The organism is Bacillus sp. JJ1521 (assembly GCF_036965165.1).
Taxonomy (GTDB): Bacteria; Bacillota; Bacilli; order Bacillales; family Bacillaceae_L; genus Ferdinandcohnia.
Map to the genome: position 1 here is coordinate 1 of NZ_JBALOX010000054.1, position 13,684 is coordinate 13,684.

The 13,684-nt window shown below is 37.0% G+C and carries 15 protein-coding genes; 8 read left to right on the forward strand and 7 right to left on the reverse strand.

Annotated elements, in window-relative coordinates; all coding sequences use genetic code 11:
- Nucleotides 1–54: 54 nt before the first annotated feature.
- Nucleotides 55–2,595: a PBP1A family penicillin-binding protein gene (locus V7147_RS08875; protein WP_335367495.1), complete on the reverse strand. Its 2,541-nt coding sequence runs from the start codon at nt 2,593–2,595 to the stop codon at nt 55–57.
- 87 nt (nt 2,596–2,682) lie between these two features.
- Entirely contained in the window at nt 2,683–3,285 is a 603-nt protein-coding gene (recU, locus tag V7147_RS08880) for a Holliday junction resolvase RecU (RefSeq protein ID WP_335367496.1), read from the reverse strand.
- Nucleotides 3,286–3,473: 188 nt separating this feature from the next.
- On the opposite strand from recU, the gene V7147_RS08885 reads away from it, so the two are divergent.
- The 6 genes from V7147_RS08885 (at nt 3,474) to V7147_RS08910 (ending at nt 8,023) form a co-directional block, all read left to right on the forward strand.
- The gene (locus V7147_RS08885) at nt 3,474–4,493 is read left to right on the forward strand and encodes a DUF2515 domain-containing protein (RefSeq protein ID WP_335367497.1); all 1,020 of its coding nucleotides are present in this window, start codon (nt 3,474–3,476) and stop codon (nt 4,491–4,493) included.
- 328 nt (nt 4,494–4,821) lie between these two features.
- A complete protein-coding gene (locus V7147_RS08890; RefSeq protein WP_335367498.1) occupies nt 4,822–5,082 on the forward strand; it encodes a hypothetical protein in 261 nt (86 codons plus the stop codon).
- Nucleotides 5,083–5,111: 29 nt separating this feature from the next.
- The gene (locus V7147_RS08895) at nt 5,112–5,477 is read left to right on the forward strand and encodes a YppE family protein (RefSeq protein ID WP_335367499.1); all 366 of its coding nucleotides are present in this window, start codon (nt 5,112–5,114) and stop codon (nt 5,475–5,477) included.
- A gap of 110 nt (nt 5,478–5,587) precedes the next feature.
- Nucleotides 5,588–6,010, forward strand: coding sequence for a YppG family protein (locus V7147_RS08900; RefSeq protein WP_335367500.1), 423 nt, complete (start codon nt 5,588–5,590; stop codon nt 6,008–6,010).
- Nucleotides 6,011–6,180: 170 nt separating this feature from the next.
- Nucleotides 6,181–7,452 carry an MFS transporter gene (locus V7147_RS08905; RefSeq protein ID WP_335367501.1) on the forward strand — a complete coding sequence of 424 codons (1,272 nt, stop codon included), beginning with the start codon at nt 6,181–6,183 and terminating at the stop codon, nt 7,450–7,452.
- Nucleotides 7,406–8,023 carry a TetR/AcrR family transcriptional regulator gene (locus V7147_RS08910; RefSeq protein ID WP_335367502.1) on the forward strand — a complete coding sequence of 206 codons (618 nt, stop codon included), beginning with the start codon at nt 7,406–7,408 and terminating at the stop codon, nt 8,021–8,023. The genes V7147_RS08905 and V7147_RS08910 overlap by 47 nt, the downstream gene beginning before the upstream one ends.
- A gap of 118 nt (nt 8,024–8,141) precedes the next feature.
- On the opposite strand, the gene V7147_RS08915 is transcribed toward V7147_RS08910, so the two are convergent.
- The 5 genes from V7147_RS08915 to V7147_RS08935 all read right to left on the reverse strand — a co-directional run bounded on the left by V7147_RS08915 (nt 8,142) and on the right by V7147_RS08935 (nt 10,360).
- Nucleotides 8,142–8,282, reverse strand: coding sequence for a hypothetical protein (locus V7147_RS08915; RefSeq protein ID WP_335367503.1), 141 nt, complete (start codon nt 8,280–8,282; stop codon nt 8,142–8,144).
- 257 nt (nt 8,283–8,539) lie between these two features.
- Complete coding sequence (locus V7147_RS08920; RefSeq protein WP_335367504.1) at nt 8,540–8,788, reverse strand: sigma-G-dependent sporulation-specific acid-soluble spore protein CsgA; 249 nt, start codon at nt 8,786–8,788, stop codon at nt 8,540–8,542.
- A gap of 19 nt (nt 8,789–8,807) precedes the next feature.
- On the reverse strand, nt 8,808–9,005 hold the full coding sequence (locus tag V7147_RS08925; protein WP_335367505.1) for a hypothetical protein: 198 nt from the start codon (nt 9,003–9,005) through the stop codon (nt 8,808–8,810).
- A 66-nt stretch (nt 9,006–9,071) separates the two neighbouring features.
- Nucleotides 9,072–9,551: an Hsp20/alpha crystallin family protein gene (locus V7147_RS08930; protein ID WP_335367506.1), complete on the reverse strand. Its 480-nt coding sequence runs from the start codon at nt 9,549–9,551 to the stop codon at nt 9,072–9,074.
- A 113-nt stretch (nt 9,552–9,664) separates the two neighbouring features.
- The gene (locus V7147_RS08935; RefSeq protein WP_335367507.1) at nt 9,665–10,360 is read right to left on the reverse strand and encodes a Crp/Fnr family transcriptional regulator; all 696 of its coding nucleotides are present in this window, start codon (nt 10,358–10,360) and stop codon (nt 9,665–9,667) included.
- A gap of 259 nt (nt 10,361–10,619) precedes the next feature.
- On the opposite strand from V7147_RS08935, the gene V7147_RS08940 reads away from it, so the two are divergent.
- Both V7147_RS08940 and V7147_RS08945 read left to right on the forward strand, forming a co-directional pair.
- Nucleotides 10,620–12,305, forward strand: coding sequence for a peptide ABC transporter substrate-binding protein (locus V7147_RS08940; RefSeq protein WP_335367508.1), 1,686 nt, complete (start codon nt 10,620–10,622; stop codon nt 12,303–12,305).
- A 373-nt stretch (nt 12,306–12,678) separates the two neighbouring features.
- Nucleotides 12,679–13,608: an ABC transporter permease gene (locus V7147_RS08945; RefSeq protein ID WP_335367509.1), complete on the forward strand. Its 930-nt coding sequence runs from the start codon at nt 12,679–12,681 to the stop codon at nt 13,606–13,608.
- The last annotated feature ends 76 nt before the right edge of the window (nt 13,609–13,684 follow it).

A 13,684-nucleotide genomic window follows, 5' to 3' on the forward strand; every position in this document is an offset into this window, starting at 1 on the left:
AAAATACTAAAGTATAAAAAATAGCGCACAGTTATCTGTGCGCTATTTTCAATTCTATTGTCGGTCTCCATTACTAGGTGGGAGAGGAGGGAAGATTGGTACTACAGCATCACCTTCACCGTCCACTTCACCATCGCCTTCACCGCCAGTATCTCCGCCGTTTTCGCCACCATTTCCATTCCCTTGACCGGGATTAACTGGAGGTAGTGGGATTTCAATCTCTTCTTCCGGAGGTTCTGGAACTTCAATCGTATTGGTAGCAGGGTCACTCCGTTTTTCAGGATTTTTATCATTCACTGCAGTTACAGTAAATTTGTATATTGCTCCTGGTATGGCTTCAGGAACTGTATAGGTTAATTCTTTTGTTGTTGTAAGAACCTTTGCAGGACCTTCGTCAATGGAAACACTTACTTCAAAGCTATTCCCTTCAATCTCACCCTCTGCATACGCCCAAGTTAAATTGATTTGGTTTGAGACTTGGTCATACATCACATCAAGGTTTGATGGTGGATTTAGCTTATCGTATTTACCAGAGACTTCGGTCGGTTCTGTACCTTTTACGAAATACTCATAGACAATCTCGTCTTTCGGCGTGAATTCGCTTGGAAGCTTAGCGGGATCTGATCCTTTTTCCACACCGACTTTTACGACAGTCTTAGGCATTACAAAATCCTCTGCTTCTTTTCCTTCAGAAAGATTGGTAATGATATCTCTGAACAATTTTAGCGCTAAGCTTTGATCAGCAGGCATAATTGGTGTTTGGTTATTTTTATATCCTGTCCAAATGGCGACAGTGTAACTAGGTGTATAACCACTATACCATATGTCTGGAACACCGCCAGAAGGAATATTGTAGTCTTTAAGATCTTTTGCGCTGTAGTTTGAAGTACCCGTTTTACCGGCAATTTGCAATCCGGGAACATCATATCTTCGTCCAGTACCAAAATCCATTACGGATTTCAACATGTCTGTAACCATGAAAGCTGTAGCTTCAGACATTGCTGTTTCCGGCTCAGGTGCAAGAACAACTTCTCGATTATCCGGAAAGACGATTTTTTTCACAGCATGTGGTTTAATGAAATTCCCTTGGTTACCGAATGCAGCATAGGCACCAGCCATTTCAACAGGGGAGATACCGCTTCCCGTTCCACCAATGGAATATGGTTCTAAAATTGGTTTGTCAAATGTAATTCCAAGCCCTTCAGCAAATTCCGTTACATTTGAAACTCCAGCCTCTTGGAATGCTTTTAGCGCAGGAATGTTCCTTGAAAGGGCTAAAGCAGTCCTAGCTGACATTTGACCCATGTATTTTCTGTCATGGTTGTTGATAGGTGTTTTATTTTTATCAGAATAGGTGTATGGCTCATCCTTAATTTGGTGGTAGGTTGACCACTTTAAATATTCCATTGCAGGACCATAGTCTAAAATAGGTTTAATTGTTGATCCTGGTTGGTTGTCAGATTCAAGCGCAAAGTTTCTGCGTGTATTTTGTGCTTGATTTCTTCCGCCGCCTAGGGCTCTAATTTCACCTGTTCTTGTATCTACAACTGAAATCCCAGCTTGAAATTGATCATCTGGAAATTGAATATCTGGATTTTCATTTGCTAATAATGAATCGATATGAGCTTGTGCCTCAGGATCAAAGGTTGTATAAATTTTCACCCCTGAATTGTATACATCAATATCATTATGTTCCTTTAGTTCCAATTTAACTTGATCCATGAAAGAATCGATTGGCTGAGACTGTTCTTGTGATTCTACAATTGATGATTCAATTGGAATCTTTTTGGCAGCCTCTGCTTGTTCTTTCGTAATAAATTCGTGTCGAACCATTAGGTTCAAGACGATATTACGACGTTTTTCTGCTCTTTCAGGATGGATAAAAGGATTATAGATTCCTGGATTTTGTCCACTCCCTGCAATGAAAGCAGCTTCGTGAAGCTCAAGTTCATCCAGTGGCTTATCAAAATATATTTCCGCAGCCTTTGCAACACCATATGTGTTCCCAACACCGTAGTAAATTTTATTTAAATACATTTCAAGAATTTCGTCTTTTGAATATTTGCGTTCTAATTGAAATGCAAGCCATAACTCCTGTGCTTTTCTTGTGAGCTTTTTCTGTCCCTGCTCGAAAAAGGAATTCTTAATAACTTGTTGGGAAATGGTACTTGCACCTTCAGCACCAAATCCATTGGTGATGTTTGCAACGACAGCCCCACCAAGACGAATAACATCCAAGCCATGGTGTTCATAGAAACGGGCGTCTTCAACCGCTATTACAGCATTTTTCAAATTATCCGGTATTTGATTAAGAGGGACATAAGTCCGTTTTTCCGCTCCAAATTCATAAATCTTATTTCCATTCATATCGTAAACCTTTGATGAAAGTGGATCCTTCAATAAAGACTCATCCAATGGTGGAGCGCCACTTGCCATTACGAAGAATGTTGTAGCACCTGCTACCATACCGATAATTCCAATTAATAAAATGACTAATAAGATTCGTTTAAATACCTGGCCCTTTGATTTTTTACGCTTTTTTTTCTTTTGATTTGCATGTCGACGTTCTTCACGTGATTGATATTTTTCAGACATACTTGTTTCCTGCCTTTCAAATACTTTCCTACTATAAGACGAATTTCAGTAAGGAAAAGTTTCATTCCTAGTTTTTAAGGTATACTCCTAGCTAAAAAAGAGCTTGTCAATAACCTTAATATAATCAATTCTTGGACGATAGCCAATAGCTAAGTGATGGCCGAACATTTCGACTTCCTGTTTTGTAATTGATTTTCTGCCATCTTTATTTTTTCGTTCCCAAAAAGTTAAAAGGTGTTTTGCTTCAAGGAAATAGATTTCGTCTAATGTAGCAAAACGGAGGATCACAAAACAAATCCCATCCTGTTTTAAACAATCGGACATATGCTTGATTTGGTGCTCGTGAAAATTTTGGAGTGGGAAGGAGGTTTTGTTCTTTGTTTCCTTCGCTTCAAAATCAATATAACGACCTTTATATATGCCGTTATAGTCCGTAGTCGATGCTTGTTTAAAATAGGCTTCCTTGATGACAGCAGCACTTCTTTTTGGGTAATCCACATTTACGATTTGGACAGGCGTTGGTTTTTTATGAATAACGGCAATTTCCTGTTCCAAATAATATTGATTCGTTTCATTGAGATCCTCTTCTAATGTCATCCCACGATTCCCATATATTCTTTGCTTAAGATGTGGTTTGTTTTTAACCTGTTGGGGTTTATATACTTTTCCATTCGGATAACGAAACTCCATACTCCCATCCCCCTTAAGACACCTATTATACCAAAAATTAATATGAAAAAGGGGAACGAAATATGAACAGTTGGGTAAAGGTCTACAGAGTTACACTTCAATATACCATATTATTCGTCTGAAAATATACTTTTGAGGGCGTGCGGAACAAGCGGATGGATATCCTAAGGACTAAGAGGTGTGCTTTTATGGACGAGATAGCAAAAATTGAAATAATGGTCAATACACGAAGAAACCGGGAACTCCATTTATCAAATGAAGAAAAAGAGTTATTTTACAAAATAAAATCAAAGACAGCAAAAGGAAATCTAGATAATATTTCAAGGACCAAAAGTTATGCAAGCTTTTTTCAACGACATAATGAAATAAGATGGTCTTTCTTAGCAAGTATGGTCTCACGGAATGCTGGCTGGAATATGACGGATCTTGAGGGTGAGTGGTTTACGAAGATTCTTAGCACGAAAGAGAGAAAGGTTCTGTTCCATACATATGAACATGCGAACTGGCTTATTTTTTCCGATGCCTATCCACAGCTCTTGGTATACGAATATTCAAAGCAATTAGGAAAGCCATTGTTTCACATGCTAAAAATGTTTTCGGTATCCCGATTTATCGAAATAGAATGGGAGTATTACTGGAAGTACCGAGAAGGTAATCGTTTAGTAACAGCTCAAATCATCAATGAACAAAATATAATCCAAAAACCGGTGATTGAGCATCCATATTATAGAAAAAGGGTTTTTAAGAGATTTTTTTATAACCTTCAAGATTTTTTACACTTTAGTTCTGTCATTTTTCCAACACTTGACGGAAGATTATTCGGTTTTTCCGTTCATCAATTTACAAAACTTGATGAAAGAATTGAACTAGGTAAAAAACTAGCATCCCTGTTATTTCATGATAGGTATCATGATTTTTTTATCAGTTTTTCAAACAAGGTTGAGCACACTGGCTCAAGATTTGATTATGAGCGATTTGTTGCCGAAAAAAAATTTCGTAATTCCCCATTTTTACGCACAACTTTTCCGATTATTAAACATCATCGAGGTGACAATGTCGATTGGTATAAAGGAAAAAGAAAAGAAAAGTGGTTTAAGGAAATCGATCTTTGTGATCAATTTGAGCTTACAACTTGGTATTTAAAAAAGCAAAAACAGATACAAGCGGGGATATTATTAGAGGAATTATTACGAAAAAACAAAGGCTGAGCGCTCAGCCTTTGTATGTATATTACGTTGATGGTCTATTCGGTCCTTCAAGTTTTTTATTTCCATAACCAGGAGCTGTCTCTTCATTACGTTCTTGTTTATTTTTCTTTTTATCCTTTTTTGCCATGGAATCTTCACCTCCTACAATAGTAGTGTGAGCTTTTTTCTAAAATACCATTCTAAAAAATATGAAAGTGTTGTCGAAAAAGGAGCGATATGATGGGGGAATTTCACTTTCTTTGACGAATGAAAACTAGTTTTGTCAAGCGTGCAGGAGGAAAAAAATTTGCGCCGAAATTAGTTAAAAAGAACGTTTAGGAGGATGGATATGTTGAAGGATGAACTTACGAAAAAAGTACATGTTCTTAAAGATATTGATCAATTGCTTTCTGCGTTAAACAAGATTGATATGCAAATCCAGACGGAGGTAGGTAGGCATATTCATGAAGAAGGAAATCAGAATATTAACCATCTGAAGCAGCTTGAAAATGAGATTATTTCATTACGCAATGCGTATCGAATTCAAAAAGAAGAACAAACACCACAGACTGACAAGGAGCATTCCTATCACTTAACATTAAGCTACTAAAACGGTATGATAGATGTTGAGGTGAGAGAATGTATACGGAACTACTTGCGAAGACAAATAAGCTTAAGGATCTCTGTGATAGATCCATGAAACGACTAGAGGATGTCAAGAATAGTGAATCATACGAAGTTCAATTTTATAAAGAAGTGAAGCCCTTTGTGGACGAAACGATGGCAATAGCAGACAGTTGGAGAGAGTTGGCGATTCTCTGGATCAAAAAAGAATATCCAAAAAATCTTCACCCAAACCAAATTGATGCTACACATGAAAATATCCAACATATCTCGATTCAAAGCTTTTATCAAGATACAAAGGTAAAACGTTATAAAAATATGTATGAATCAGTTCAGTACGTACTTGATAACATCCTTGAGAAAATAACGATAACTCAATAATAAACCTTCGTAAAGATACCTATTACAAAACGGTATCTTTTTTGTTTGAACACCCAACCCAGTTTTTACATAATCTATAGAAAAAGAACATTACAGGAGGTTTGTTCCACATGTATCAATCTTATCGCAGGAACAAAGCTGTCAAACCTTATGGTTATTCTTGGCCTTATTATGGGCAACCGACCTACCAGCAATTTTATGGTGGAGGATATCAACCCCAATTGAATCCATACAATCCAAATCCCTACATGCACTATAATATGAATAGTTATCCTGGATATTCATCATATGGGAATCAAATGCCTTATCAAACACCAAATCAAATGCCTTATCCAAACGCATACCAAACCCCGTATCCGACTGGGATGGGGCAAACGCAGCAAAAAGGGGGAGGGGGCGTCCTCAATCAATTTAAGAAAAAGGATGGAACCTACGATATCAATAAAATGATGGATACAGCCGGTCAAATGGTAGGGGCGGTAAACCAAGTAAATTCAATCGTAAAAGGACTAACGAAAACGTTTAAGGTATAACTTTAGTCAGCTGGGGAAAACAACAAATTCACAAAGCAAAACGCAGAGGTTTTTTTAGCCTTTGCGTTTTTTATATTAGCAAAAAAGAGTTGAAAAACAACACTGATGTCGTTATAATAACATTAGATAAAAACGACACCGGTGTCGTTTTTTAAAAGGAGGGTAAGAGTATGAATGGAATAATAAAAAATAAAAGTTTTATAACATTAATGATGGCTCAGGCAATATCAGGTATTGGCGATTGGTTAAGTATAGTGGCGATTATTACACTTGTTGGTTTGAAATGGAATGCTTCACCTATAGAGGTATCGCTAATCATCTTGTGTCTGGCAGTTCCAATGGCTCTTTTAGGTCCTGTAGCTGGAACTGTCGCAGATCGGTTTAGTCGAAAGGCTTTAATGATAACATCTGATCTAGTTCGTTCAGGGCTCATTCTTGTTCTTACTGTAGCTGATACAATATGGGTTGTTTATATATGTTTGTTTACAATTGGCGTGTTTTCAGCTGTATTTATTCCAGCTAAAAACGGTAAATTAAAGGAATTGGTTGTTCAAAATGATATGAAAAGTGCCATGTCCATAACGTCTATGATTGACTCCAGTACAAAGATAATGGGTCCTTTACTGAGTGGGGTATTAGTAACGGCATTTGGTACAAAACCTGTATTTTATATCGACTCTGTAACTTTTTTCATATCTGCTCTTTTAATTCTGTTCTTACCAGGATTGGTTCAGTCTGTTGAAGAAGATAATGGCAATGAGGATAGAACAGATACTTCCTTCAAAAAAGATTTTTTAGTAGGACTTACTTTTATCAAATCCAACACATATATCCTTGTAGGAATGTTTTTTTTAGGATTTAGCCTTTTGATCTTACAGCTTTCGGACTCACAAATCATTGTCTTAATTAGAGAGCTTACTACAGCATCACCGGATCTTTTTGGCTATATAGTGACATCGTCTGGTATTGGTATGTTTTTATCAGGGCTGCTTTTAGCGAAGAAAACCAATTATAACGCCTTTGCTTTATTACTTATTGGGGTTTGTGGAATGGGACTTAGCTTTGGGATCATAGCAGTATTAACTTATTTTGATGTACGTTTTTCTGTTATTTGGGGTCCTTTACTTGGAATGCTTGCAGGATTTTCAGTAAGCTTAGTGTTTATTCCATTTCAAGCATCGGTCCAAATTGAAACTCCTGTTCATATGACTGGGAGGGTGTTTGGAGTCATAAATAGTGTAACAACAACAGCAACCATTATCGGACCATTGCTAGGAGGTTGGCTCTCAACAATTCTAGGGGTGGTTCCAACATTTATGATTACATCCTCACTCTTGGTCTTAGTATCTTTAATCGGATTTTTCACAAAGAGTAAAATAGAGAGGAGTAAGAAAGATGTCACCGAAAGTCAGCAAGGAACACCTAAAGCAACGACGAGCTAAAATTTTAAAAGCAGCAACACAAGTATTTATCGAACATGGGTACGAACGAACGACCATGAAGCATGTAATGGATGCAGCTAACGTGAGTAGGGGAGGATTATATCAATATTTCTCTAATAAAGAAGACTTATATGAAGCTATATTAAAAGAAAACCTGTCCAGAAAAATACTTGAAACAAAGAATTTACTTGATGAAAAAAATGATTCTTATTGGGATTTACTTCTATTGAGAATGTTTGGTGAGCATCGTGAGCCAGATGATGAAATGGATCCATTAGCGCCAAGTAATTTAGAATTCTTCATCACAGGGAGAAATGATGAGCGTCGAACAAAGTATGCTACAGAACGTTATAATTTTGGTTTAAATCTATATGCGGATATTATTAGGGCCGGACAAGAAAATGGAGAATTCAGCAATAAATATGATAGTGATATCATAGCTCGATTTATTGTCACATTTATTGATGGGCTTGCACTTGGCCATGCTATACTTCCAATGGAGGATTTAAAGGTAAAGAAGCAATCTATTTTGTTCGTGGAAAATTTAAAAATCATCCTGGAAGTGAAGTAGATAGAAAAAAGTATTTGAAACAAACAGACGAATTCATATGCGAATTCGCCTGTTAACTAACTTGTTGTTTGTATATTTACTTCTGAACCGAATTACTTAGCATTCCTACTGAGCATCATTATTTTTTCTTTTGTTCATTATATTGTTTTGCTAAAAGCTGTAATGCTTCATTATAGGATAATCCTGAATTCGCATTAAGACGTTTTACTTCTTCCACGTCTGTATTTGAATATTGCTTCGTACTAAATCCTTTTACCATCTGAGCCACCTCTTATAAAATTTGCCTAGGCGTATTTGCGCCCGATTTTTTAGGCCCACACGATGTGGGTCATGAAGACGTTGCCACAGGATGTGGCGTCTTTAGTCTTCGATCTTACTGATCGAAAAATTACCTTTAATAAATCGTGGCATCCGCCGGAGGCTTTACTTTATTCAGTTGAACCCGCCACTGAATTGTATACACTTTTTGCCATTCATCCCACACTTATAGAAGTAGGGAACTTCTGCTGAATAAAGTTAAAGCAATTCATACACTTCATTCAGTTGCTGCACACGTTTAAAATCTCTTTCATCCATTGCATAATTGATTTCATCAGGAAGTACCTTGTTCAAAAATTCGATTTCTTCCTCATCCAAATCCTGAACAAAAGCTCCTTCAGAAGTGTATTGATTATCTATCATTTTTGTAAGGATGGCACGACTTATTTTATTTTCATCGCCATAATTTGAAATCGACTCTATTAAATACCCAAGCGTTTTGTCCATAAAAGATCACCATTTCATTTTAGGATTCTTCGAAAAAAGAGGTAAACTCCTCTCTATCTGATTCAGATTCTTTAAAATACGGGTTTTCCTCAGTTGCATTTTTAGGATCGAGATTCGTTTTAATAACAAGTATAGGCTCATCACTAGCATCTGCAATTATCCTGTCATTCAATTCTTTAAAATCAGGCAGATTTTGATTACCAGGTTTCTTCTCCACATTTACACCTCCTAGCCATATGATGCTAATCTTCAATGCAAAGTATGTAAAAAAGAGCATGATATTTCACATGCTCTCATCAATCACTATTTTTCGTTTTCTTTGTTTGGGGATGTGAATTTTTAAGACACCATTTACGTAAGATGCCTTTATTTGATTTGTGCGAATCGGGTAAGGTAATGCAACCGTCCGACTTGCTTTGTTAAAAGAATGTTTTTTTACATAGTAATGTTTTTTCTCATTTGTTTCTTCTAATTCTTCAACATGGTTGACGGTGATGGTGATGTGCCTTTCCGAATACTCAATGTCAATTTGTTCTTTTTTAACCCCTGGCAGGTCAGCAGAGATAACAAGGTCAGTGTCTGTTTCATACATATCGATTGGAAAGCCCGAGATGGGAAACGGTCTTTCAAAAAATTCATCGATGGAGTCAAGTAGTCGCCTGACGGGTTGCTGGGTAAAGAAATCATTCATTGACTTCATAAGTGGTCCGAACTGCTCAGGTTCGTATTTTCGGATTTGTTTTTCAGATTTGTCGTCTTTCATTTACTTCTCCTCCTAGACGTATTATCTACTGTCACTATATTCATTTCGAAGGAAAATGTTTTTGTTTTTAGTCATGAAAAAAAGAACTGAGCTGTATCTCAGTTCTTTTTTTCTTAAAGAAACAATTCATCCTCTAATGTTTCGAAGTCCACAATGATATTTCCTTTTTCATCTACTTCCACTATGTCTTTTTTCTTTAATTTTGTTAACGTTCTACTTACCGTTTCACGGGTTGTTCCGATCATATTGGCTAAATCCTTATTAGTAAATTGTGTGGTAATCATTATTTTTCCGTCCGGCAACTTTCGACCGTCTGTACTACAAAGCCGCATAATCAGTTTTATAATTTGCTCATATGTATTATTTAAAATTTGTGCCTCCAATCGATTTTGAAGGTCTACTATTTTTTCACCCATCACTTTAAAAAGCTTGATGCAAACCTGTGGATGCTGTAAAAGTACATTTTCAAAATGAGAGATTGAAATAACAACAGCCATGGTATCCTCCATCACCAAAGAATAAGCAGGATAGTTTCCTTTACGGAAAAAACCAACATGAGGGAACATATCCCCATCCTTTTGTACAGTTACAATTTGTTCTTTTCCATTTACATCATTTTTATATATTTTTACTTTTCCTTTATAGATAAAATATACATTCTCTAAGGGATCATCCTGCATAAAAACATGTGTGCCTCTTTTATATTGACGGTATTGGGCAATATTCACGATCTCATTTAATTCATTACTCGTTAATTCTTTAAAAAGTGGTACTGTTCGCAAAACCTCAGCTATTTCAATCCGATTCATTCATCTTCACTCCACGTTTTCACTATTATCTCCAGTGTACCAAACTACTATATTACAGGTAAAGCATTACCAGATTTCCGTCATGGGGAATTTACCAGGTTAAAAGGTCGTTGTATTAACGTATGAAAGGAATACTAGTACTTATCACAATAACTTGAAAAGAAATTTGTCCCATGTGTAATATTTTGATGTTTTTATCTATAGATTTAATGTAGAAATCGTTTAGGATTTCAAAAAAAGAGTATAGGGGGTCAATTGTTTGAAAAGGAAGCTTTCAGTTGGATTGGTATTATTGCTTTCTATATTTTTAGCTCTATCTGGTTGCTTTAGCGGTGAAAAGACAACGAATGAACCAGAAAAGCCAACAACACCAAGTGAGGAAGGTAAAGAGAACGAACAGGAAGCATCTGGACCAAAGATTCTTCGTTTAAATAATAATGAAGAGCCTGGTTCATTGCACCCTGGTACAGCACAGGGAACACATGATTCATGGATTCTTGAGCATGCGTTTGAAGGGTTAACAAAGAAGACTCCAGAAGGAGAAATCGTAGCTGGAATGGCTGAATCATGGGAGCCAAGTGAAGATGGATTAACATGGACATTTAAGCTTCGCAGTGATGCCAAATGGTCGAATGGTGATCCTGTTACCGCTCATGACTTTGAATATGCATGGAAATATGCCCTAAACCCAGAAACAGCGTCTACATACGCCTATCAACTCTATTATTTAGAGGGTGGAGAAGCATATAACGCTGCTGAAGAGGGGGCTGATTTAGCTGCACTTGAAGCTGCAGTAGGTGTAAAAGCAGTAGACGATACAACATTAGAGGTTAAGCTAGCACAACCAACTCCTTATTTCTTAGACTTAACATCTTTCTACACGTATTATCCAATAAATAAGGCTGTTCAGGAAGCAAATCCAAAATGGTACCAGGAAGCGGATTCCTACGTATCAAATGGTGCCTTTAAATTGACTGAGTGGAAGCATAAAGAAAGTATGAAGCTTGCAAAGAACGAAAACTATTATGAGAAAGACAAAATCAATTTAGATGAAGTGCATTTCGTCATAATCGATGATGAGAATACATCATGGCAAATGTACCAATCGGATGAATTAGATTTAGTTTATCCATTACCACAGGATGTAATTGGTCAATTAAAGGATCAGAAAAACCCTGAGTTCCAAATTGGTACAGATCTTGCTGTTTATTACTACAATTTAAACACTGAGAAGAAGCCATTTAATAATGTAAAGATTCGAAAAGCATTATCATTGGCAATTGATCGCGAAACAATTGTAGAGCATGTTGCTCAAGGTGGTCAAAAAGCGGCATATTCGATTGTACCGCCAGGAATTCCTGATGTTTCAGGTGATTACCAAGAAAATACAGGAAAACTATTCGAAGCAAATATTGAAGAAGCGAAAAAGTTAATAGAAGAGGGCTTGGCTGAGGAAGGTCTCGATAAGTTCCCAGCAGTAACATTAACTTACAACACGTCAGATAGCCATAAGATGATTGCAGAGGCTGTTCAGGAAATGTGGCGTAAAAATCTTGGTGTCGACATTACATTAGAAAATGTTGAGTTCCAAGTTAAGCTTGATCGGGAAAAAGCAGGTGATTATCAAATTTCCAGAGCGGGTTGGGTTGGTGACTATGTAGACCCAATGACATTTATGGACCTATGGGTAACAGATGGACCATATAATGATGCAAACTGGGGCAATCCAGAGTACGATAAGCTAGTTAACTTAGCAAAAACAACAATGAACCAAGAAGATCGCATGAAGGCTATGCATGATGCTGAAAAAATCTTAATGGATGAAATGCCTGTAATCCCAGTGTATTTCTATACAAAACCATTTACTGTGAAACCACATGTAACTGGTATTTACACACCAATCAATAGTTATCCTCAATTCATCTATGCAGATATCAAAAACTAGGTAATACAAAAGCGTAAGCGCCTTGATAGGGAACATCGACTAACTACTGCCACGTCCTGTGGCAAACGTCGATGTCAGCACTTCCTGTGCAAGTCCGACAAGCATAAGAAAAGATGGCGAGAAGGATGTACTATATCCTTCTTGACAGATTGGCTAATGACCTCGAGGGGCTAGGCGCTGGAGCTGGACTTGGATACACCCATTAAAAGGTATCCACAATGATAATTTTTATAATTTCCTAGACCACTTGTAAATCGAGGTATGCTGGAATCCAGCATACCCGATTTTTACATGCGCCTATTGTGCTGGCGTTTACGATTGCCATAGTACGAGGCGGTTTTTAGTAGACGATCCATTAAATAAGGGGGATAACATGCTTAAGTATATTGGTAAACGAGTTGTCCTTGCGGTTGTAACCCTTTGGGTAATTATCACACTTACATTCATCTTAATGCATAGTATTCCAGGAAATCCATTTGCCCAAGAAGGAACAATGCCTGAGGCAGTCTATAATAATCTCCAAAGCTATTATAATTTGGACAAACCTTTACTTGTACAATATGGTCTTTATTTACTTTCTATTTTACAGTTCGATTTTGGGCCTTCTTATAAATCTTCTACCCTAACAGTGAATGACTTAATCGTCAATGGTTTCCCTGTTTCCTTACATTTAGGAACGCAAGCCCTGCTGATTGCAATTCCACTTGGATTACTATTCGGAATTATTGCGGCTCTTTATCGTAATAGATGGCCTGACTACTCTTCTATGATTCTCGCAATCATAGGAATTTCTGTTCCAAACTTTATTCTTGCGACTTTTCTCATCAATTATTTTGCTGTTGAATTTAGATGGTTCCCTGTAGCGACCTGGAAATCATGGTCCCATACCGTTTTGCCATCCGTTTCACTCGCGGCGATGCCAATGGCTTTTATCGCTAGGTTAATGAGGTCAAGCATGCTTGAGGTGATGGGTCAGGATTATATTTTAACAGCAAAAGCAAAGGGTCTTAAGAAAGGGGCAATTATATTAAAGCATGCGATTCGAAATGCCATTTTGCCGGTTGTTACAATTGTTGGGATTTTAATTGCCAATATTGTAACAGGGAGCTTTATTATTGAAAAAATATTTGGAATCCCAGGTATGGGAGATATGTTTGTAACGAGTATTTTTAATCGGGATTACCCTGTTATCCTTGGCTCGACAATTTTTTATGCTGCCATCCTTATTCTTTTTATTCTTATTGTTGATATCGCCTATACGTGGATTGATCCAAGAATTAAAGTAACGGGGGAGAGCAAATGAAAAATCAACCAAATCTTACAGAAGACATGTTTGATCCTGCCCTGCAGAAATTTGAGGAAGCCGAAAAAATTGCAAG